This is a genomic window from Microvirga lenta (assembly GCF_020532555.1).
Lineage (GTDB): Bacteria > Pseudomonadota > Alphaproteobacteria > Rhizobiales > Beijerinckiaceae > Microvirga > Microvirga lenta.
The window spans coordinates 258,294-279,068 of the sequence record NZ_JAJBBR010000004.1 but is presented as its reverse complement, the minus strand read 5'-3'; the positions used below and the strand labels follow the sequence as shown (position 1 = coordinate 279,068).

The 20,775-nt window shown below is 67.3% G+C and carries 23 protein-coding genes and 1 pseudogene; 7 read left to right on the top strand and 17 right to left on the bottom strand.

The genetic code is table 11. The features are described from left to right. Positions 1-17: 17 nt before the first annotated feature. Both LGR44_RS07100 and LGR44_RS07095 read right to left on the bottom strand, forming a co-directional pair. Positions 18-332, bottom strand: coding sequence for an antibiotic biosynthesis monooxygenase family protein (locus LGR44_RS07100; protein WP_226738775.1), 315 nt, complete (start codon positions 330-332; stop codon positions 18-20). A gap of 36 nt (positions 333-368) precedes the next feature. After that, entirely contained in the window at positions 369-1,028 is a 660-nt protein-coding gene (locus LGR44_RS07095; RefSeq protein ID WP_226738773.1) for a VOC family protein, read from the bottom strand. Positions 1,029-1,136: 108 nt separating this feature from the next. On the opposite strand from LGR44_RS07095, the gene LGR44_RS07090 reads away from it, so the two are divergent. Then, positions 1,137-2,009 carry a LysR family transcriptional regulator gene (locus tag LGR44_RS07090; protein WP_226738771.1) on the top strand — a complete coding sequence of 291 codons (873 nt, stop codon included), beginning with the start codon at positions 1,137-1,139 and terminating at the stop codon, positions 2,007-2,009. Between the two features lie 7 nt (positions 2,010-2,016). Here the strand turns inward: LGR44_RS07090 and LGR44_RS07085 are convergent. The 4 genes and pseudogenes from LGR44_RS07085 to LGR44_RS07070 all read right to left on the bottom strand — a co-directional run. Continuing rightward, positions 2,017-2,457 (bottom strand): annotated as a pseudogene (locus LGR44_RS07085) (urea carboxylase-associated family protein); the annotation flags it as partial. 37 nt (positions 2,458-2,494) lie between these two features. Then, positions 2,495-4,372, bottom strand: a complete 1,878-nt coding sequence (locus LGR44_RS07080; protein ID WP_226738769.1) for a tetratricopeptide repeat protein — start codon at positions 4,370-4,372, stop codon at positions 2,495-2,497. Between the two features lie 446 nt (positions 4,373-4,818). Further along, complete coding sequence (locus tag LGR44_RS07075) at positions 4,819-6,441, bottom strand: ABC-F family ATP-binding cassette domain-containing protein (protein ID WP_226738767.1); 1,623 nt, start codon at positions 6,439-6,441, stop codon at positions 4,819-4,821. Positions 6,442-6,596: 155 nt separating this feature from the next. Beyond that, positions 6,597-6,770 (bottom strand): hypothetical protein, encoded by a 174-nt coding sequence (locus tag LGR44_RS07070; RefSeq protein ID WP_226738765.1) that lies wholly within the window; start codon positions 6,768-6,770, stop codon positions 6,597-6,599. Between the two features lie 467 nt (positions 6,771-7,237). On the opposite strand from LGR44_RS07070, the gene typA reads away from it, so the two are divergent. Further along, positions 7,238-9,067, top strand: coding sequence for a translational GTPase TypA (gene typA, locus LGR44_RS07065; RefSeq protein ID WP_226738763.1), 1,830 nt, complete (start codon positions 7,238-7,240; stop codon positions 9,065-9,067). A gap of 111 nt (positions 9,068-9,178) precedes the next feature. Here typA and LGR44_RS07060 read toward each other — a convergent pair whose 3' ends face one another. The 11 genes from LGR44_RS07060 to ubiE form a co-directional block, all read right to left on the bottom strand. After that, positions 9,179-9,343, bottom strand: a complete 165-nt coding sequence (locus LGR44_RS07060; protein ID WP_226738761.1) for a hypothetical protein — start codon at positions 9,341-9,343, stop codon at positions 9,179-9,181. Between the two features lie 19 nt (positions 9,344-9,362). Continuing rightward, positions 9,363-9,680 carry a hypothetical protein gene (locus tag LGR44_RS07055; RefSeq protein WP_226738760.1) on the bottom strand — a complete coding sequence of 106 codons (318 nt, stop codon included), beginning with the start codon at positions 9,678-9,680 and terminating at the stop codon, positions 9,363-9,365. An 18-nt stretch (positions 9,681-9,698) separates the two neighbouring features. Continuing rightward, the gene (locus LGR44_RS07050) at positions 9,699-9,935 is read right to left on the bottom strand and encodes a hypothetical protein (protein ID WP_226738758.1); all 237 of its coding nucleotides are present in this window, start codon (positions 9,933-9,935) and stop codon (positions 9,699-9,701) included. A 15-nt stretch (positions 9,936-9,950) separates the two neighbouring features. Continuing rightward, the gene (locus LGR44_RS07045) at positions 9,951-10,175 is read right to left on the bottom strand and encodes a hypothetical protein (RefSeq protein ID WP_226738756.1); all 225 of its coding nucleotides are present in this window, start codon (positions 10,173-10,175) and stop codon (positions 9,951-9,953) included. Between the two features lie 5 nt (positions 10,176-10,180). Next, positions 10,181-10,543: a hypothetical protein gene (locus LGR44_RS07040; protein WP_226738754.1), complete on the bottom strand. Its 363-nt coding sequence runs from the start codon at positions 10,541-10,543 to the stop codon at positions 10,181-10,183. Positions 10,544-10,677: 134 nt separating this feature from the next. Next, positions 10,678-11,661: a cysteine synthase A gene (gene cysK, locus LGR44_RS07035; protein ID WP_226738752.1), complete on the bottom strand. Its 984-nt coding sequence runs from the start codon at positions 11,659-11,661 to the stop codon at positions 10,678-10,680. Between the two features lie 75 nt (positions 11,662-11,736). Then, complete coding sequence (locus LGR44_RS07030; protein ID WP_226738750.1) at positions 11,737-12,186, bottom strand: RrF2 family transcriptional regulator; 450 nt, start codon at positions 12,184-12,186, stop codon at positions 11,737-11,739. After that, a complete protein-coding gene (gene dut / locus LGR44_RS07025) occupies positions 12,183-12,650 on the bottom strand; it encodes a dUTP diphosphatase (RefSeq protein WP_226738748.1) in 468 nt (155 codons plus the stop codon). The genes LGR44_RS07030 and dut overlap by 4 nt, the downstream gene beginning before the upstream one ends. Further along, positions 12,647-13,855 (bottom strand): bifunctional phosphopantothenoylcysteine decarboxylase/phosphopantothenate--cysteine ligase CoaBC, encoded by a 1,209-nt coding sequence (gene coaBC / locus LGR44_RS07020; protein ID WP_226738746.1) that lies wholly within the window; start codon positions 13,853-13,855, stop codon positions 12,647-12,649. The genes dut and coaBC overlap by 4 nt, the downstream gene beginning before the upstream one ends. A 2-nt stretch (positions 13,856-13,857) precedes the next feature. After that, positions 13,858-15,429, bottom strand: coding sequence for a 2-polyprenylphenol 6-hydroxylase (gene ubiB, locus LGR44_RS07015; protein WP_226738744.1), 1,572 nt, complete (start codon positions 15,427-15,429; stop codon positions 13,858-13,860). Between the two features lies 1 nt (position 15,430). Beyond that, the gene (gene ubiE / locus LGR44_RS07010) at positions 15,431-16,180 is read right to left on the bottom strand and encodes a bifunctional demethylmenaquinone methyltransferase/2-methoxy-6-polyprenyl-1,4-benzoquinol methylase UbiE (RefSeq protein ID WP_226738742.1); all 750 of its coding nucleotides are present in this window, start codon (positions 16,178-16,180) and stop codon (positions 15,431-15,433) included. A 97-nt stretch (positions 16,181-16,277) separates the two neighbouring features. On the opposite strand from ubiE, the gene mutM reads away from it, so the two are divergent. From mutM to rpsT, 5 genes are all read left to right on the top strand, one after another. Further along, on the top strand, positions 16,278-17,159 hold the full coding sequence (gene mutM, locus LGR44_RS07005; RefSeq protein ID WP_226738740.1) for a bifunctional DNA-formamidopyrimidine glycosylase/DNA-(apurinic or apyrimidinic site) lyase: 882 nt from the start codon (positions 16,278-16,280) through the stop codon (positions 17,157-17,159). A gap of 141 nt (positions 17,160-17,300) precedes the next feature. Then, entirely contained in the window at positions 17,301-18,095 is a 795-nt protein-coding gene (locus LGR44_RS07000) for a DUF2189 domain-containing protein (RefSeq protein ID WP_226738738.1), read from the top strand. 85 nt (positions 18,096-18,180) lie between these two features. Then, positions 18,181-18,954, top strand: coding sequence for an enoyl-CoA hydratase (locus LGR44_RS06995; RefSeq protein ID WP_226738736.1), 774 nt, complete (start codon positions 18,181-18,183; stop codon positions 18,952-18,954). Between the two features lie 3 nt (positions 18,955-18,957). Further along, the gene (locus tag LGR44_RS06990) at positions 18,958-19,749 is read left to right on the top strand and encodes a TSUP family transporter (protein WP_226738734.1); all 792 of its coding nucleotides are present in this window, start codon (positions 18,958-18,960) and stop codon (positions 19,747-19,749) included. Positions 19,750-19,918: 169 nt separating this feature from the next. Next, positions 19,919-20,185, top strand: coding sequence for a 30S ribosomal protein S20 (gene rpsT / locus LGR44_RS06985; protein ID WP_226738732.1), 267 nt, complete (start codon positions 19,919-19,921; stop codon positions 20,183-20,185). The last annotated feature ends 590 nt before the right edge of the window (positions 20,186-20,775 follow it).

The following is a 20,775-nucleotide window of genomic DNA, read 5'->3' as shown; positions in this document are numbered from 1 at the left end:
TCCGGCCATTCTTCGTTTCAGACCTCTACGGTCTCGCGCTTGAAGCTTCGCTCGCGCAAAAGGCTACAGATCTGCACCTTGTAGTCGGCGTAGAAATCCTGCCGCCCGAGCCTCTTGGCGGCCACGTGGCGCGGATCGCGGGCCCAGTCCTTCATAGCGTCTTCCGATTCGTATTCCACGATGGTGACGCGCTCCCCGTCCTCCGCCGTGAAGACCTTGTGCGAGATGTAGCCCGGCACCTCCATCGCGGCCGGAACGACGGACTGCGCCGTCTCCGTGTACGTCTTCTCCACTCCAGGCTGAAGGCGGCTGCGGAACACGACAACGATCATGGTTTATCCTCTTGTAGCAACAGCTCAGCAGCGTAGTTAAGTCAGCGTTGTAAGAGTGTTGGCCGCAGAGTTTGAAAACTCAGCCTCAATACGCAGGTCGCCATTGCGGCAGGATTCAATTTCAACCAAGTCTCTCGACCGAATGCCGTGCAATGCGTCTGAAAGGGCTGCTGGCCTTGGAGAATGCAGGCGCAGACGCTCCAGTCTGATGCCGAATTCTGCCATCTGCGATGATGGGTTTTCGCCGCTCGGCCATTCGATCAGGACGGGGAGGAGCCCCTGCTCCGGCAGAGATCCATCGTCCCGGATGCCTATTCGCCACGTCAGCCCGCCTCGGGACAGACCGATGGGGCGCCCCATATCCGTCGGGCTGGTTGAAAGATGAGCACTCAAGGTGCGGGTTCCGGCAACCCACGCGATGATCCGGGGCCTCTCCTGGATGCGGGCTTGTTGGGCCTCTTCATCAAGAGCAAACCACCGGGGACGTGGTGGCTTAGGTGAGGCTGGATCGGTCGCGATGACCTCGAGAAATGTACCTGCCCCTATCTTCATCAGGCAGTTATGAGTACCCATGAGTGGGTGCTTTCCACCAGGTGGTATGGTGACCTCAAGTACATCGCGAATGTAGCTGACGCCTTCTTCCAGCGTTCGTGCCCCGATTACGATATGATCCAGTGTCGGCCTGTCAGCGACCATGCTCATACTGCCCCTATACGGCCTTTACTTTCCACGAACAGTGTTGCACGGCAGACATTATCTCGTAAAATGATCATTTGAGAATATAACGTTCTCTGTGAGAGAACCATGGAGCTATCCGACCTACGCATCTTCCGCACAGTCGCACAGAGCGGCGGCATTACCAGCGCGGCCAAGCGGCTGAACCGCGTTCAATCGAATGTCACGACTCGCATTCGCAAATTGGAGCAGAAGCTGGGCGTGGCGCTTTTCATCCGCGAAGGCAAGAAGCTGCAGCTGAGCCCGGCGGGCCGAATCCTTCTCGATCACGCGGAGCAGCTTCTTGCACTCGCTGAGCGGACCCGCGACGCCGTTCATGAAAGCAAGCCATCCGGCGTTCTGCGATTGGGAACGATGGAAAGCACCGCCGCCGCGCGGCTGCCCCTGCCGCTGAGCGAATATCACGGCCGCCATCCCGAGGTCGCAATTGAGCTTCAGACTGGCTCTCCTCGCGAACAGATCGCGCAGGTCCTGTCAGGCGAACTCGACGCTGCTCTGATCGCCGAACCCGTTTCGGATCCACGCCTAGAAACCCTTCCGATTTTCGACGAGGAACTGGTGATCATCAGCAGTCGGCAACACCCCGACATCGGGTCTGCGAAGGATGTTCGCCCACGGACGGTGCTCGCATTCCATCCGGGATGCCCGCACCGCACCCGATTGGAAGCGTGGTTCGCGCGGGACGGCGTGCTCATAGAGCGCGTTGTCGAACTCACTTCCTACCATGCCATGCTCGGCTGCATCGCGGCCGGGATGGGGGTCGCGCTCATGCCGTCGAGTGTGCTTGCCACCTACTCGAAACGGTCGCGCCTTCGCGCTCATCCATTGCGCGATCCCGATCTCGGTCGTGCCAGAACCCTTCTGGTGTGGCACCGGGACAGGCTGCAGCGAAAGATCGCATGTCTGGCGGATATCCTCATGTCTCACCTGGACACGCTCTGACGAGCCCTCAAACCCCGTGCCCACCGCGATACGCGTTCCGCTCCGGCGAGGTCCAGCCCTCAGGGGGAGCCTTGGGGCGGTAGATCTCGACGAGCAGGGGGTGGCAGGCCGCCGTGTCGCTGGAATGCTCGGTGCTGCAATCGCCGCCGGGACAGGCGGACAGGGCGCCCAGCAGATCGATCTCGGCGAAGAATTCCAGGAAGTCGCCGGGCCGCACGGGACTCGCCTTCATGAAGTACTGGCCCGTGTCGCGGGTGAAGCCGGTGCACATGAACACGTTGAGCACGTCGTGCACCGCAGACTCGACCTCCGCCAGCGGCCGGTTCAGGCGCCCAGCGAGCGCCCGCGTCAGGTTGGAGTGGCAGCAATGATGGTAGTCGCCGCCGGAGAGGAGCCGGTGCGTGTAGGGATCGCAGCGCGTCCCAATCACGTCGTGCACCGGCCCGCCATGGCGTGAGTTCGGGCACCCGATCGGGCAAGCCGCCTCAAAGCCGGTCGAGCGACGGAAGCTCCGCGCCGAACCAGTTTTTCTGCAGCAGCATCCGGGCCTCCTCGGCGGCCTGGGCATTGCCCTGAGCCTCGGCCGCGCGCAACAGGCCTGCCGCCGCCCATCCGTTATTGGGCGAGCGTTCGAGCGCGGCGCGGAAGGCGGCCTGTGCGTCCTCGGTCCTGCCCTGCTCCAGCAAAGCCGCCCCCAGGGACTGGTGCACCGGATAGTACCAGAAGGGCGGCTCCATGTAGGGCAGGCGGTCCTGGATTTCCGCCGCTTCCCTGAACAGGGTGGCGGCTCTGTCCCGATCGCCTTCCGCCTGCGCGATGCGCGCGTCGATCACGCGCGTCGAGATCGCCAGCACGTCGGATCCCGGCACGCCGGCCGCCGTCAGCGCCGCGATCTCGGGCGTTTTCTCCAGCTGCTCGATGGCCGTCATCTCGGCACGCGCCTCGTCGGTGCGCCCGAGACGCGCCAGCGCCACCCCTCGGGCATAGTGCCAGGCCGCCCGCACGAACGGAAAATCGCCGTCCGGCGCATCGAGCGCCAGCACCTCCTCCGGTTTCGTGAAGAGCGCATGGGCATTGTAGGGAGCGGCCGCGATGGGCTGGGTCCAGGGAACCTCCCGCTTGGTGCGGTCGGACACGATTCCGGCGAGTTTCCCCGCCCCGTCCACCGCCGTGCGGCCATCGCCTCCCATCAGGGCCGAGACCATGACGAAATGGACGTTATGGGCGTGGTAGCCCTCGGCATAGAGCAGGCTCGCGCCGCCCTGCCCCATGAGCGCCTCGTCCGCCGCGGCGGCCCGCACATTGGCGTCGAGGCTCTCGCGCCATTGCCCAAGCCGGTACCAGATATGGCTCGGCATGTGGACGAGGTGCCCGGCGCCGGGCATCAAGGCTTCGAGGCGGGCGGCATGGGGCGCGGCCCGTTCGGGACGGTCGGAAGCCTCCACCGTGTGGATGTAGAGGTGGATGGCGCCCGGATGGTCGGGCATCGCCTGCAGCGGCCCGAGCTGCCGTGCGCCGAGCACGCCTTCGAGCAGCGCCACGGTGCGGTCGGTCTTGCCCTTCGGAGTCTTTCCGCCATCGGCCCAGTAATCCCAGGGGCTGAGATTCATGAGCGCGTCCGCGGTCAGCACCGCCACATCCGGATCCTGCGGGAAGCGGGCCTGCACGGCCTCCATGGCATCCGCATAGGCCTGGTCGAGCGCCTTGCGGTCGGCGTTCGCGTCCGGCGAATGCCGCTGCAGCAGCGCCTCGATCAGCGCCTTCTGCATCTCTCCCGCGCCCGCTACGCCCCCGGCCCGTTCCAGGACCGCCAGGGCCCGGGCATTCGCGTCCGGCTCCATCGGGTAATTGATGTGGGGGCCTAGCACCCATGCCTCGCCCCACAGGCACATGGTGCAGTTCGGATCGAGCTCCTGCGCCGCCCGGAAGGCGCGGGCCGCCTCGGCGTGGTTGAAGCCCCAGCCGAGGCGGTAGCCCTGATCGAAATAAGCCTTCGCCTCGGGGTTCGCCGTATCGACGATGCTCCACGAGAGCGCACCGAGATTGTCCTGAAGGGCGGGCTTCGCCTCCGAGGTCGGCGCCGCCGCGCCGTGCGGCAGGTTCCGGCCATAGGCGCCGAGCTCCGTGCGGGAGGGTTTCGTCGGGGTCTGGGGACCGGCCTGGGATTGCAGCTGCGCCACCGTCGTCCCGTGACCATGATGCCCCTTTTGCTGCAGGGCGTGGAGCATCCGCACGCGCGGGCTGTCGTGGCTGCCGAGCGGGCAGGCCTGTGCGGCTCCGGCAAGGAGCGCGAAGGCCGCGACGGCCGACAGGAGGGTCGATCTGGAAGACAGGCAGGTTGGCCGGCTGTGGGGGATCATCATGCGCAGGCTCCTGAATGGGAGGAGTGACGGACGGCCTGCGAGAAGGTTCTGCGCCGGCCTCGTGCTCAGTACGGCGACATGCCGTGCCGGCCCGGTCTCGCCCGGCGCATGGCCTCTCCGGCCATGCGCATCACGCTCCATCGCGGAAGCCGCGTGTTTCCGGCCTCGCTCACCATGGGACCGCCGCGCCTGTGGTGCGGTTCCGGCCGGTCATGAGGACGGTGTTCCGGATCGCCAGCATGGGACACCCATCATGCTTGTCCTGACGGCGGTTCATGTCCGCGAGCGTCCGGCTCCTGCCAGGACGCCCCGGCCCCTGCGGCTGTCGGCAAGGGTCGCATCGCCAGTCGCAGGATAGACCCGGCGGAGTCGAGGGAGATGTGCGGTCGAGCACATCGGCTCGCACCCTGTCCTTGCGGGGAGCCGATGCCGGCGCCCGGGCCCGTTCAGTGCCGCAGGCCCGGAGCCTCCTGGCCGGTGCGCGCCACGTACTCGATGTAGCCGCCGCCATACTGATGGATGCCGTCAGGCGTGAGCTCCAGAACCCGGTTGGACAGCGCGCTCAGGAAGTGCCGGTCGTGCGAGACGAAGAGCATGGTGCCCTCGTAGCGCGCGAGCGCCTCGATCAGCATCTCCTTCGTGGCCATGTCCAGATGGTTCGTCGGCTCGTCGAGCACCAGGAGGTTCGGCGGGTCGTAGAGCATCTTGGCCATGACCAGCCGCGCCTTCTCGCCGCCCGAGAGCACGCGGCATTTCTTTTCCGCATCGTCGCCCGAGAAGCCGAAGCATCCGGCGAGCGTGCGCAGGGAGCCCTGGCCCGCCTGCGGGAAGGAATCCTCCAGGAACTGGAACACCGTGCGGTCGCCGTCCAGCACCTCCATGGCGTGCTGGGCGAAGTAGCCCATCTTCACGCTGCTGCCGAGCGCGACCGTTCCTTCGTCGGGCGAAGTGGTGCCGGCCACCAGCTTCAGCAGCGTCGACTTGCCGGCGCCGTTCACGCCCATGACGCACCAGCGCTCCTTGCGCCGCACCGCGAAGTCCAGCCCCTCGTAGATGCTCCGGCTGCCGTAGCGCTTGTGGACGTTCTTGAGGCTGATCACGTCGTCGCCGGAGCGGGGCGCGGGCAGGAACTCGAACGCCACGGATTGCCGGCGCTTGGGCGGCTCCACCCGCTCGATCTTCTCCAGCTTCTTGACCCGGCTCTGCACCTGGGCCGCGTGGGAAGCGCGCGCCTTGAAGCGCTCGATGAACTTGATCTCCTTAGCGAGCATCGCCTGCTGGCGCTCGAACTGCGCCTGCTGCTGCTTTTCGTTCAGCGCGCGCTGCTGCTCGTAGAACTCGTAGTCGCCGGAATAGGTGGTCAGCGTTCCGCCGTCGATCTCGATGATCTTGTTGACGATGCGGTTCATGAAGGCGCGGTCGTGCGAGGTCATGAGCAGCGCGCCCTCGTAGCCCTTCAGGAACTCCTCCAGCCAGATGAGGCTCTCCAGGTCCAGGTGGTTGCTCGGCTCGTCGAGGAGCATGGCGTCCGGGCGCATCAGCAGGATGCGGGCGAGCGCGACGCGCATCTTCCAGCCGCCCGACAGGGCGCCCACGTCGCCGTCCATCATCTCCTGGCTGAAGCCCAGGCCCGCGAGAACCTCGCGCGCCCGGCCGTCGAGGGAATAGCCGTCCAGCTCCTCGTAGCGCGCCTGCACCTCGCCGTAGCGCTCGAGGATCTGGTCGAGTTCGTCCGCCCGGTCGGGATCCACCATCGCGGCTTCGAGCTCCTTCAGCTCGGCCGCCACCTCGCTCACCGGTCCCGCACCGGCCATGACCTCGGCCACGGCGCTGCGGCCCGCCATCTCGCCCACATCCTGGTTGAAATAGCCGATGGTGACGCCGCGATCCACGGAGACCTGCCCCTCGTCGGCCAGCTCCTCCCGGGTGATCATCCGGAAGAGGGTCGTCTTTCCCGCGCCGTTGGGGCCGACCAGACCGACCTTCTCTCCCTTCTGGAGGGTCGCGGAAGCCTCGATGAAGAGGATCCGGTGGCTGTTCTGCTTGCTGACGTTCTCGACGCGAATCATGGACCTTGAGCCTCAGGGAGTTGCGGCGGGCTTATGGCACGGGTCGCGCCGGGCGACGAGGGGCGCGGGCCGGACACGCGGACGCAGAGCCGGTTTTCCCCGAAATGCTCTTGCGCGCAAGCCCCTGGCGGGCGAGCCGCAATCTCTCCGTCGGCTCAGCCGAGGATCTGCCTGCCCCGCATCGGCGGAAAACCCGACGGCTCCGGAGACCCGCCTTCCATCGCCCGGACCTTCTCCTCGACCAGAGCGGCCAGGACGCTTTCCGGCTCGGCGGCGCGCAGCTCGCTCACCGCGTCCTTGATCTGCTTCAGATCCAAAGGGGAAAGCATCGGTCTCGCGTGGTCCCCAAGCTCCCGGTCCGAGATCATCCCTGGTCCTCCGCTTGAGCCGGCAGTGCGGCGTAAAGAGTTCGAGCTGAAACAGGCACGACCCTAAGCTCGACCGGCTGCCCTCCGTATTGCGGGCGGATTACAGGTTTGTAATGAAGCAGGGGCGACCACGACCCTCCTCGTCTGGCGCAAGGACATTCCCCAGCGCAAGGTGGCGTGTCTTGCGGATATTCTCGCGGCCCCAGCCGATCCTCCCCGGCCGGAGAGCGGGACCGGAAAAGCTCATCTTGCGCAGGCCCCGAAGACTGCCTAAACCTTAGGCGGCCAATCATAAATCTCGGGGCGCCCTATTGCGGCGGCCCTCGCATCACTATATTGCGTCCTCATCAATTTTTCGCCCGGTTCGAGCCAGGGGCGCGGCCTAGCTTGCCGCGAACCGGGCCGCTTTGCTTTGAAAGACTAGCCTCATGAAGCTGCGCAACATCGCCATCATCGCCCACGTCGACCATGGCAAGACCACCCTCGTCGACAAGCTGCTCCAGCAGTCGGGCAGCTTCCGCGAGAACCAGCGCGTGGAAGAGCGCGCCATGGACTCGAACGACCTCGAGAAGGAGCGCGGCATCACCATCCTGGCCAAGGCGACCTCGGTCGTCTGGAAGGACACCCGCATCAACATCGTCGACACCCCCGGCCACGCCGATTTCGGCGGCGAGGTGGAGCGCATCCTGAGCATGGTGGACGGCGCCATCGTCCTCGTGGACGCGGCCGAAGGCCCGATGCCGCAGACCAAGTTCGTGGTGTCGAAGGCCCTCAAGATCGGCCTCAAGCCCATCGTGGCCATCAACAAGATCGACCGTCCCGACGCCCGCCACCAGGAAGTGATCAACGAAGTGTTCGACCTGTTCGCGGCGCTGGACGCCACCGACGAGCAGCTCGACTTCCCGATCCTCTACGGTTCGGGCCGCAACGGCTGGATGGCCAAGTCGCCCGAGGGGCCGAGCGACCAGGGCCTCGCCCCGCTGTTCGACCTCGTTCTGGAGCACGTGCCCCCGGCCAAGACCGAGGAAGGCCCGTTCCGCATGCTCGGCACCCTGCTCGAGGCCAACCCCTTCCTGGGCCGCATCGTCACGGGCCGCATCGCCTCCGGCACCGTGAAGCCGAACCAGACGATCAAGGTGATCGACCGTAACGGCAACCTGGTCGAGAACGGCCGCGTGTCCAAGATCCTGGCCTTCCGCGGCCTGGAGCGTCAGCCCATCGAGGTGGGCGAGGCGGGCGACATCGTGTCCATCGCGGGCCTCGTGAAGGGATCGGTGGCCGACACCTTCTGCGCCCCCGAGAACGACATCCCGATCCAGGCCCAGCCCATCGATCCGCCGACCGTGACCATGTCGTTCATCGTCAACGACAGCCCGCTCGCCGGCACCGAGGGCGACAAGGTGACGAGCCGCATGATCCGCGACCGCCTGTTCAAGGAAGCGGAAGGCAACGTGACGCTCAAGATCGAGGAAGCCGCCGACAAGGACAGCTTCTACGTCTCGGGCCGCGGCGAATTGCAGCTCGCGATCCTGATCGAGACCATGCGCCGCGAGGGCTTCGAGCTCGCCGTGTCGCGTCCTCGCGTGGTGTTCGAGAAGGACGAGGCCACCGGCCAGCTCCTCGAGCCCGTCGAGGAAGTGGTGATCGACGTGGACGAGGAGTTCTCCGGCGTCGTGGTGCAGAAGATGTCCGAGCGCCGCGCCGAGATGGTCGAGATGCGCCCGTCGGGCGGCAATCGCCAGCGTCTGGTGTTCTACGCTCCGACCCGCGGCCTCATCGGCTATCAGAGCGAGCTTCTGACCGACACCCGCGGCACCGCGATCATGAACCGCCTGTTCCACGCCTACGAGCCCTACAAGGGCGAGATCGCCGGCCGCCGCAACGGCGTTCTGATCTCCAACGACTCGGGCGAGGCCGTGGCCTACGCCCTGTGGAACCTGGAAGATCGCGGCCCGATGATGATCGAGCCCGGCTGGAAGGTCTATCAGGGCATGATCGTGGGCGAGCACAACCGCGAGAACGACCTGGAAGTGAACGTGCTGAAGGGCAAGAAGCTCACCAACATCCGCACGACCTCCAAGGACGAGGCGGTGCGCCTGACCCCGCCGATCCGCATGACGCTGGAGCGGTCGCTCGCCTGGATCCAGGACGACGAGCTCGTCGAGGTGACGCCGAAGTCGATCCGCATCCGCAAGGCGATCCTCGACCCGAACGACCGCAAGCGCGCCGAGAAGCAGAAGGAAGCGCTCAGCGCCTGAGGCGAACAGGTCCGAGACGAACGAAAGGCCGCCCCTCGAGGGCGGCCTTTTTCATTGGGGCGGCGATCCGGGGAAGCCGGGACGAGCGAGCCCGGGCCGAGCTGTACAGGCTCACCCCTCGGCCTTGTCGCCCTGCCCCTTCTTGGCGCCCTCGCCCATCGGGTCGGTGGAATCCTCGCCGGAGGCGCTGGGATCGTCGCGGCCTTGGGGCGTCAGCCGCGGGGCGCTGATGTCCTTTTCGGTCGCCTGCTTGGACTTGTCGTCGGATTGAGCCATCGTTCTGTCCTCGTTTCGATCAGGATGGGCCGCCGGAACCGTCCGTGGGTCCGGAGCCGGATTCGGAGCCGGCATCGCCCTCGTTGCCGAGGGAGCGCGAGCCGCTCGGATCGGAAAGGCCGGTCGCGCGGCCGCCGGCATCCGTGCCGTTGGAAACGCTGCCCCGCGGGCCGCCCGGAATGGTGCTCGAGCCGACGCCGGTTTCGTTCTCGGGCGAGGCTCCGCCCAGGTCGAAGCCGGGACGGTCTTCGCCGCCGCCTTCGGGCTTGCGGTCGGCGACTTCAGGGTCCGGGCGTTCGGTGGGCACCTTCGGCTCCTGCTGATCTTTTCCTGCCATTACCTTCTCCTTTGTCCGTCATCCGGTCACGGAATCCGTGCCCTCGTCCGCGCCCGGAGGCGTCAGGGCTCCGGTGCCCGGGGTCGCGTCCGGGTTCGTGAGGGACGGCTGGCTGTGCGGCCCGGCCGCGGGCGGAGCATCGCCCTGCTTGCCTTGTCCGCTCTGGCTGCCGGAATTCTTCTCCGGCGAGGACGTGCGACCGGCCTCGGGATCGACGTGATCTTCGGTGTGGTTGCCGTAACCTGCATTGCCCATAGGGCTCTCCTTACGTCATGAACGTTCGCGGTGGCTCTGTTCGGTATCGCCGCTTCCCTCGGCGGCCTTGCGGTCGTCTTCCGCACCCCGGGAGCCGATCCGGTCGGAATGCGCGCCCGACGAGCCGTCGACGGCGGGATTGCCCGGAAGCTGGGACCGGATCTTCGCCTCGGCGTCGGGCTGGGCATCCACCCTTGCGCCGCCTTCCCGATTCATCGGGTCGTCATTCTTTCGGGACATGGATCTCAGCCCTTGCCCTTGTCGTCGCCGTTGACGGCCGTGGCGCGCGCGATGGCTTCGGCCGTCGCATCCTTGTCGTCCGGCGAGAGGCTGGCGTCGCTCAAGTGCTTGGTGGTCTCGGGCGTCTCGGCGGCGGTGAGTTCGTCATGACCGTCGAACCCGGCATTGCTGGTCTGGCCCGTCTGGCCCTGGCGGTAATTGTAGGCCTCGCCGCCCGGCTGGCTCCAGACCCGGCGCAGGGTCGCGTTGCCCTCCGGACCGCCGTCCCGGTTGGGATCGATGGGGCTGTCGATGCCGCCGCGCTGCTCGTTGCGGATCTGGTCCGCGGTCTGATCTTTCAGGGAATGGGGTGCCTTCCGGTCCGCCATGATGAACTCCTTGAACCCGATGTTTCAAGGAGAACCCGGCCGCGTCGGAGAGGTTCTGGTCACGCTTGGCGAAACCGTAGGCCAGACAAGAAAAAGGCGGCCGAAGCCGCCTTGATCGGAAAATCGGAGAAAGCTCAGAGCCCCTCGAAGAGCGCGCTCGAAATGTAGCGCTCGGCGAAGGAGGGCGCGACCGTGACGATGCGCTTGCCCTTGAACTCCGGCCGCCCTGCGATTTCGAGCGCCGCGGCGATGTTCGCGCCGGTCGAGATGCCGCCGGGGATGCCTTCGAGCTTCGCGAGCTTGCGCGCCATCTCGAAAGCGGTCTGGTTGCCCACCGTCACCACGTCGTCGATCACGGCGCGGTCGAGCACGTCCGGCACGAAGCCGGCGCCGATGCCCTGGATCTTGTGCGGGCCGGCCTGGCCGCCGGAAAGAACGGGAGAATCCTCCGGCTCCACCGCGACCACCTTCATGTTCGGCAGGCGCGGCTTGATCACCTGGCCGACGCCGGTGATGGTGCCGCCGGTGCCCACGCCCGCCACGAAGGCGTCGAGCTGGCCGTTGGTGTCGTTCCAGATCTCCTCCGCGGTGGTGCGACGGTGGATCTCCGGGTTGGCCGGGTTCTTGAACTGCTGCGGGATCACCGAGTTCGGAATCTCCTGCAGCAGCTCCTCGGCCCGCGCGATGGCGCCCTTCATGCCCATCGGGCCGGGGGTGAGGACGAGTTCGGCGCCGAGGAACGCCAGCATCTTGCGGCGCTCGATCGACATGGTCTCGGGCATGACCAGGATCAGCCGGTAGCCGCGGGCGGCCGCCACGAAGGCGAGCGCGATGCCGGTATTGCCGGAGGTGGGCTCGATCAGGGTGTCGCCGGGCTTGATGCGGCCTTCGGCCTCCATCGCCTCGATCATGTTGACGCCGATGCGGTCCTTCACGCTCGAGATCGGGTTGAAGAATTCGAGCTTCACGAGGATCTCGGCATCGACCCCATGCTCCTTCGGCAGGCGGTTCAGCCGCACGAGCGGGGTGTTGCCGATGGTTTCGGTGATGGAGCCGTAGATGCGGCCGCGACCGGGCTTGGTGCTGGCTTCGGCCGGCTTGTTGAGCGTGTCAGCCATGAGATCCTCCTCGGGAATGCAGGAGTTCTTTATGCCTATTTGCGCGAAATGTCGATAATTAGATTATTTCACAAGCTAAATCGTGAAATCCACATGACCGGTCTGGTCGACCGCAGCTTCCGCCTGCGCCCGGTTGCAAAGATCCTCGACCGTTACCTGATCCAATTCCGCCAGGAAGGCTTCGGTTCCGCGCCTGACGACCGGCTCGACCACGACCTCGGCGAGGCGGGATTCCGGCCGGGGCGAACTGGCGTCCTCCTCCTGGGCCGTAATGGCGACGCGGACGATGTCGCCCGCCGTGATCCGCCGCCGTTCCCGGGCGAGTTCGTAGCCGCCGCGAGGGCCGCGCACGCCCTTGAGGATGCCCTGGCGGACCAGCGCCTGGAGGATCGGCTCCAGATGGCGCGGCGGCAGGTTGTGCCGCGCCGCGAGGGCCTTGGCGGAAACCGGCATGGGGCGCGCATGGAGGGCGATGTCCGTCACCGCTGCGATGGCGAGCAGGGAGCGGCGGGAAAGAAAGTTCATGGTCCCGTCCTCGCAAGCCCGGTCGACCCGAAGCCGGCCCCGGCGCGCTCGGTCTCGTCCACGTTCTCCACCTCCACCGGGACCACCGTCGTCACCGGCGCCACCACCATCTGGGCGATGCGCATGCCGCGGGTCACGGCGAAGGGCTCCTGCCCGAGATTGACCAGGAGCACCTGCACCTCGCCGCGATAATCCGCATCGATCGTGCCCGGCGCATTGAGAACGGTGACGCCGTGCTTGAGGGCGAGGCCGGAGCGGGGACGCACCTGCGCCTCGTAGCCGGGCTCGAGCTGCAGCACGAGGCCGGTGGGAACGAGCGCCCGCCGCAGGGGCTCCAGAACCACGGGCGCATCGGCGGGGTTGGCGGCGACAAGGTCCATGCCCGCCGCGCCGGCCGTCTCGTAGCGGGGCAGCGGCAGATCCCGGGCGTGGTCGAGGCGCCGGAGGCGAAGGACGCGGCTCATGCCTTGCCGCCTCCCCAGGCCCCGAGCCGCTCCACGAGCCTGCGGGCGACATCCGCCTTCGACAGGGTCGGCCAGGTTTCGACATCCGACGCGGTGACGAGATGGACCGTGTTCCGGTCGCCGCCCATCACGCCCGTGGCCGCCGAGACGTCGTTGGCGACGATGAGATCGCAGCCCTTCTTCGCCAGTTTCTGCTTGGCGTGCTCGATCACGTGCTCCGTCTCGGCCGCGAAGCCGACCATCAGGGGCGGGCGGCCCTCGTTGCGGCGGGAGATGGTGGCGAGAATGTCGGGGTTTTCCGTAAGCGAGAGCTCCGGCAGGGCGCCGCCGTTCTTCTTGATCTTCTGCTCGCCCGCATTGGCGACCCGCCAATCGGCGACCGCCGCGGCGAAGATGCCGATATCGGCGGGCAGCGCCTGCTCCACGGCGGCGAGCATCTCCCGCGCGCTCTCCACGTGCAGCGTGGTGACGCCTGCGGGATCGGGCAGGTCGACGGGTCCCGACACGAGCGTCACCCGGGCGCCCGCCTCGGCGGCCGCCCTGGCGATGGCGTGGCCCTGCTTGCCCGAGGAGCGGTTGGCGATGTAGCGCACGGGATCGATGGGCTCGTGCGTGGGGCCCGAGGTCACGAGCACGTGCTTGCCGGCGAGAGGCCCCGAGGGGGCAAGCAGCCGTTCCACGGCCGCCACGATCTCCAGGGGCTCGGACATGCGGCCGGGGCCGAACTCGGCCTCCGCCATGGCGCCCTCGTTCGGACCGGTCACGTGAACGCCGTCCGCCCGGAGCGTCGCGAGATTGCGCTGGGTCGCCGGATGCAGCCACATGCGCACGTTCATGGCGGGCGCGATCAGGATCGGGAGCGTCGTGGCGAGCAGCACCGTCGAGGCGAGGTCGTCCGCATGGCCGCCCGCCATCTTGGCCATCAGGTTGGCGGTGGCGGGAGCAACGATGACGGCATCCGCATCGCGGGCCAGGCGGATATGGCCGATATCGGCCTCGTCCTCGCGGTCGAACAGGTCCGTGTGGGTGCGCTGCCCCGAGATGGCCGAGGCCGCGAGCGGCGTGACGAATTCCTGAGCGCCCGCCGTCATGATGCAGCGCACGGAGGCGCCGCGCTCGCGCAGGCGGCGGATCAGGTCGAGGGATTTGTAGGCCGCGATCCCGCCGCCGATGACGAGGAGGATGCGTTTGCCCGAGAGCGCCATCGTCACAACCTTTCGAACAGCATGATCATCAGCGACACGGCGATGATCCACAAGGCCGCCGTCCCCCAGCGGGCGCCCCGTGCCTCCGCCCGCCCGATGGCGGCGATGCTCTCGCGTTCGAGGGAGACGCCCTTGGCGGTCACGTCCTCGAGCTGGTTGAGGACGCGCTCGGCGCGCAGGGCGAGGTCCGGCAGGTCGCCGATGACGCCCGCGAGCGTCAGCAGGCCGCTGCCCGCCTGCTCCATGCGGCCGATGGGGCCGAGATTGCGCTCGATCCACTCGCGCACCACCGGTTCGGAGGTGGTCCACATGTCGAGCCGCGGGTCGAGATTGCGGGCCACGCCCTCCACCACCACCATGGTCTTCTGCAGCATGACGAGCTCGATGCGCGTCGCCATGTCGAACAGGTAGGTGATCTCGAACAGCAGCGTGAGCAGCTTCGCCATGGAGATCTCGTCGGCGCGCCGGTCGTGGATCGGCTCGCCGATGGCCCGGATCGCCTGCGCGAAATCCTCCACCGAATGGTGCGGCGGCACGTAGCCGGCCTCGAAATGCACCCGGGCCACGCGCAAGTAGTCCCGGCGGATGAAGCCGAGCAGGATTTCCGCCAGGAAGCGGCGCTCCTTCATGCCGAGCCGGCCCATGATGCCGAAATCGACCGCGACGAGGCGGCCCGCCCGGTCCACGAACAGGTTACCCGGATGCATGTCCGCATGGAAGAAGCCGTCGCGGATCGCATGGCGCAGGAAGGACTGGATCACCGCGCGGGCCAGCGCCACCCGGTCGAACCCGGCCGCATCGATGGCGGCCAGGTCGTTGAGGCGGATGCCCTCGATCCAGGTGGTGGTCAGCACGTCCCGGGCGGTGAGGTCCCATTCCGGCTTGGGCACCCGGAAATCCGGATCGTCCTTGGTGTTCTCGGCCAGTTCGGAGACGGCCGCCGCCTCGAGGCGCAGGTCCATCTCGACCGCGACCGAGCGGGCCAGGGTCTCGACGATCTCCATCGGCTTCAGGCGGCGCGCGTCCGGCACCAGGCGCGCGAAGAGCTTGGCGGCGGCCCGCATGGCCTGCAGGTCGCGGGCGAAGCCCTCGCGCACCCCCGGCCGCACCACCTTCACGGCGACGGTCTCCTCGCCCTCCGGCGTGCGGATGCGGGCCTTGTGGACCTGCGCGATGGAGGCGGCGGCGATCGGGTCGCTGAATTCCAGGAAGAGTTCGTCGATGGGCCGCCCCAGGGCGAGCTCGACCATGCGGACGGCCTCGGCCCGGGGAAAGGGCGGCATCCGGTCCTGCAGGCGCTCCAGGTCGTGGGCGGCGGCCACGCCGACGATGTCGGGGCGCGTCGCCAGGAACTGGCCGAATTTCACATAGGAAGGCCCGAGCCGGGTCAGGGCCGCGGAGAGCCGCGCCGCGCCGTCCCCGGCGCCCTTGCGCTCGACGAGGCGGGCGAGACGCAGGACCGCGCGTCCGGCCGGCGGGAGCACGCTGGGGTCGATGAGCGCCAGCGCGCCCTCGCGGGCCAGGATGAAGCCGGCGCGGGCGTTGCGGGCGAGGTGGACGAGGCTGCCGATCACGTCAGATCTTCCAGCCGGAATGGATGGCGACGACACCCGCCGTGAGGGGGCGGTGGGTGACGCGCTTGAACCCGGCCTCCTCGATCATGCGCGCGAAGGCCCCGGGGGCCGGAAAGCGCCGGATCGACTCGACGAGATACTGGTAGGATTCCGCATCCCCCGTCACCGCCTGCCCGAGCCGCGGGATCACGTTGAAGGAATAGGCGTCGTAGATCCGGTCCAGCCCCGGCACGTCGACCTTGGAGAATTCCAGGCACAGGAAGCGTCCGCCGGGCTTCAGCGCCCGGTGCGCCTCGCGAAGCGCCGCATCGATGCGCGGCACGTTCCGGATGCCGAACGCGATGGTGTAGGCGTCGTAGGCTTTCGATTCGAGCGGCAGCTCCTCCGCATTGGCCTCGACGAAGTCGATGCGGCCCTCGTAGCGGTGGCCCGCCCGCTCGCGGCCCACCTTCAGCATCTCGCCGTTGATGTCGAGCACCGTCACATGGGTCTGGGGCCCGCCCGCATCGAGGATGCGGAAGGCCACGTCGCCCGTGCCGCCGGCCACGTCGAGGTGACGGAAGGGCCGGTCCTTCGGCGGGCGCAGGGTGGTCACGAGGGTGTTCTTCCACAGGCGGTGGAGACCGGCCGACATGAGGTCGTTCATGAGGTCGTAGCGGCCGGCGACCGAGTGGAAGACCTCGTTGACCCGCCCCTGTTTCTCGGTGAGCGGCACGGATTGGAACCCGAAATGGGTCTTCTCGTCGGTCATGGTCTCACAGGCCTCCCGCGTGCGTGTTGTCGCGATCCATAGCGGATGAAGGCCCGGAAGGCTATGTAAGGGGTCGTCGGAACCGAAGAGATGGTTGATGCCTGAACTGCCCGAAGTCGAAACCGTTCGCCGCGGCCTGGAGCCCGCCATGGTGGGGGCCCGCTTCACCAAGGTGGCGCAGCGCCGGCCGGACCTGCGCTTTCCCTTCCCCGAACGCTTCGCCGAGCGCCTCGAAGGGCAGGAGGTGACCGCGCTCGGGCGTCGGGCGAAGTACCTGCTCGCGGACCTGTCCTCCGGCGAGGTGCTCGTGATGCATCTGGGCATGTCGGGCCGGTTCCTCGTCACGAAAGGCGGCGAGACCGCGATGCCGGGGGAGTTCCACCACGAGCACGGGTCCCTGGGCGCCCACGACCACGTGGTCTTCGGCTTCACCAACGGCGCGACGGTGACCTACAACGACGCCCGCCGCTTCGGCTTCATGGATCTGGTGCCCCGGTCGGGGATCGAGACCAGCAGGCATTTCAAGGATATGGGGATCGAGCCCCTCGGGAACGAACTCTCGGGCGAGGCCATCGCGCGGCTCTTCAAGGGCAAGCGCACGCCCCTGAAGGCCGCCCTGCTCGACCAGCGCCTGATCGCGGGCCTCGGCAACATCTATGTGTGCGAGGCCCTGTTCCGCACCGGCCTGCATCCGGAGGCGCCCGCCGGCTCCCTGGCGACCGCGGCGGGCGAGCCCACCGAGAAGGCGCACCGCCTGGCCGGCATCATCCGCGACGTGCTCGCCGAGGCGGTGGAGGCGGGCGGCTCGACCCTGCGCGACCATGCGCAGGTGGACGGGTCCCTCGGCTATTTCCAGCATTCCTTCCGGGTCTACGACCGGGAGGGCGAGCCCTGCGTGACGCCCGGCTGCACCGGCACGGTGGGCCGCCTCGTCCAATCGGGACGCTCCACCTTCTACTGCCCCGAATGCCAGAAATGACAGGCATCGCTTAAAGGCGTACACTCCCTCCCGTCGACGGCAGGTTGCGGCCCCACACGATCGGCGCCGCAAGGGGGGCGCGGGCGCACTGCACGACACCGGGTGCCGGAATCGCCTGAACGCTGTTCGGGAGGAACGGCCATGGCGAAGCTCCACGCCCTTCACGACGCCGGCACGGTGCTGGACGAACCCCTCGTGCGCCGGATCGGACCGGCCGATCTCCGGCAGGCCCTGGCGGCGGGGATCGACGATTTCAAGGCGATGCCGACCCACGCCTTCTTCATCGTCCTGATCTATCCCGTCCTGGGCCTCGTCCTGGCCCGGATCATCCTCGGCTCCGACGTGCTGCCGCTCCTCTTTCCCCTCATGTCGGGCTTCGCCCTGGTGGGCCCCTTCGCGGCCATCGGCCTCTACGAGCTCAGCCGCCGCCGCGAGCGGGGGCAGGCATTCTCCCTGGCCCATGCCCTGCGGATGCTGCGTTCGCCCGCCATCGGCTCCATCGCGGCGCTCGGCGCCCTGATGCTCGCGGTCTTCGTGGTTTGGATCACCACGGCCCAGCTCCTCTACCAGGCGACCTTCGGCAGCCATGTGCCGGCCACCGTGGGCGGCTTCCTGCAGGAGGTCTTCGCCACGGGCCGGGGCTGGGCGCTGATTCTCGCCGGGAACCTGCTGGGCCTCGTCTTCAGCGCCGTGGCCCTGAGCCTCAGCGTGGTGTCGTTCCCCATGCTCATCGACCGGGACGTGAGCGCCGCCACGGCCGTGCGGACCTCGATCCGGGCCGTGGCGGCCAATCCGGCGACCATGGCGCTTTGGGGCCTGACGGTGGCGGGCGCCCTCGCCCTCGGTTTCCTGACGCTCTTCCTCGGCCTCGCCGTGGTGCTCCCGGTCCTGGGCCACGCCACCTGGCACCTCTACCGCCGGGTCGTGGCCTCCTGAGGACCGTCGCCCGGAAACCTGCAATTCCCTCTTGCCGAGCCTCATCGCCTCGCCTACCGGTGGGCCACCCTGGAGGAGACGGCGCATGGCCTATGAAACGATTCTCGTCGAGACCCGCGGCAAGGTGGGGCTCATCACCCTCAACCGGCCCAAGGCCCTGAACGCCCTCAACTCCGCCCTCCTCGGCGAGGTGAACCGGGCGCTCGACGCCTTCGAGGCGGATCCGAACGTGGGCTGCATCGTCATCACCGGCTCGGAGAAGGCCTTCGCGGCCGGCGCCGACATCAAGGAGATGTCGGACCTCTCCTATCCCCGGACCTACATGGACGACTTCTTCGTCGGCTGGGACCGGGTGGCGAACCGGCGCAAGCCGATGATCGCGGCGGTGGCGGGCTTCGCGCTCGGCGGCGGCTGCGAATTCGCCATGATGTGCGACTTCATCATCGCGGCCGACACCGCGAAGTTCGGCCAGCCGGAGATCAAGCTCGGCGTCATGCCCGGCATGGGCGGCACCCAGCGCCTGACCCGCCTGATCGGCCGGGCCAAGGCCATGGAGATGTGCCTCACCGGCCGCATGATGGGCGCCGAGGAGGCCGAACGCTCCGGCCTCGTCGCCCGGGTGGTGCCTGCGGCCGATCTCCTGAGCGAGGCCTTCAAGACCGCCGAGACCATCGCGTCCATGTCGCTCCCCATCGCCATGATGACGAAGGAGAGCATCAACCGCGCCGACGAGATGGGCCTCAACGAGGGCATCCGCTTCGAGCGGCGCGTCTTCCACGCCATGTTCGCCACCGCCGATCAGAAGGAAGGCATGGCCGCCTTCGTCGAGAAGCGCGCGCCCCAGTTCAAAGACCGATAGGCCGTGACCGAACTCGGCCTCGACATGATCGCGGTTCTGGCCGCGGTCTCTTTCTTCGCCGGCTTCGTGGACGCCATCGCCGGCGGCGGCGGGCTCCTGACGGTGCCGGCCCTGCTGCTCGCCGGTCTCGATCCGGCGCAGGCCATCGCCACCAACAAGGTGCAGGGGGTCGTGGGCGCCGCCTCGGCCACCTACACCTTCGGCCGCAAGGGCCTGATCGATTGGCGTTCCGCCTGGCGTTTCGCGCTGGTCTCGTTCGCGAGCGGCGTCGCCGGCGCGCTCTGCGTCCGGTTCCTGCCGAGGCCGGTGCTCGAGGCGCTGATTCCCGCCCTCCTGATCGTCATCGCCTTCTATTTCGCCCTGTCGCCCAAGATAAAGGACGCCGACGCCCAGGCCCGGATGAGCGCCCTCGCCTTCGGCCTGACCGTTCCGGTCGCGGTCGGCTTCTACGACGGGATCTTCGGCCCCGGGGCCGGCTCCTTCTACATGCTGGGCTTCGTCACCCTCCTGGGCTACGGGGTGGTGCGGGCGACCGCCCATACCAAGCTGCTCAATTTCGCGAGCAATCTGGGCAGCCTCCTTCTCTATGCGGCCACCGGCGCCGTGGTCTGGCCGGTCGGCCTTGTCATGGCCGGAACCGCCCTGCTGGGGGCCCAGGTCGGCTCGCGGCTGGCGATCCGCCTCGGCAGCCGGATCATCCGTCCCCTGCTCGTGGTGGTGTCCGGAATGATGGCCCTGAGGCTCCTTCTCGACCCCGCCAATCCCTGGCGCCAGGCCCTGAAAGCGCTTTTTTGACGCGTGAATGACGGCCGGCGTTGACGTTGAGCCGTCGCGCAGCTATAAGCCGCCACACATGAGCCCGCGCCATCCGCGGGCTCTTCGGTTTCCATGCAATCACCCGATCGCCGCGGAGCTCCTCTAAGCCAGGCTCGTCGCATCGGATATCAGAGAACGAGGTTAGGCCATGGCCAACACCGTGTCGGCCAAGAAGATGACCCGCAAGATCGCGAAGCGCACCGCGATCAACCGCTCGCGCCGCAGCCGGATGCGGACCTTCATCCGCAAGGTCGAGGAGGCGATCGCCTCCGGCAACCAGACCGAGGCCGTCGCCGCCCTGCGCGCCGCCGAGCCCGAGATGATGCGCGCCGCTCAGAAGGGCATCCTGCACGCCAACACCGCCTCGCGGAAGGTGTCGCGTCTGGCCCACCGCATCAAGACGCTGAGCGCCTGAGAAGCAGCCCTTCCGCTGCTCCTAATCAAGACGGATGAGACCCGGCCGAAAGGCCGGGTTTTTTCATGATTCCGACCCGGCTAATGAATTCCCGTTTTATCCACATAAGCCCTTGACTCTTATCCCCGGACGCGGGGTGAAGCGCGGTCGGCTCAAGATCGAAACTGCGCAGGAAAAACGAAGCTTAACCAATATCTTAGCAGGCAAAGCTTCGCGAAGCATCCTTATCCACCCCGACTCGGGCCGAATCGAACGTGAATCAACGTTGCGCGAAAACTCTTTTTGCCGGCTTGCGGACAAGCTGTGATGGAACAGTGAATCGGTTGAAGAGTCAGGACTTTATGGCTGTCGGTGAAAAGCTGTGGACGGCCCTGTGGAGCCTTTAGGGGCATCCGGGGCTCGGGCCGCCTGTTCGTCCGTGTTGCACCCCCCCTACCCCCTGTGTAAGGTCAATCCACTTCGACGGTCCGCCGCGAAGTCATCCACTCAAGTGCCGATGTATAGAGCTCACACACGAGGACGGGGCGTTGCTTCACGCGTCTATAAAGCAAGAGAAAGTCTGTTCCTCGCCCAGGGTTCACTTGGAAAGA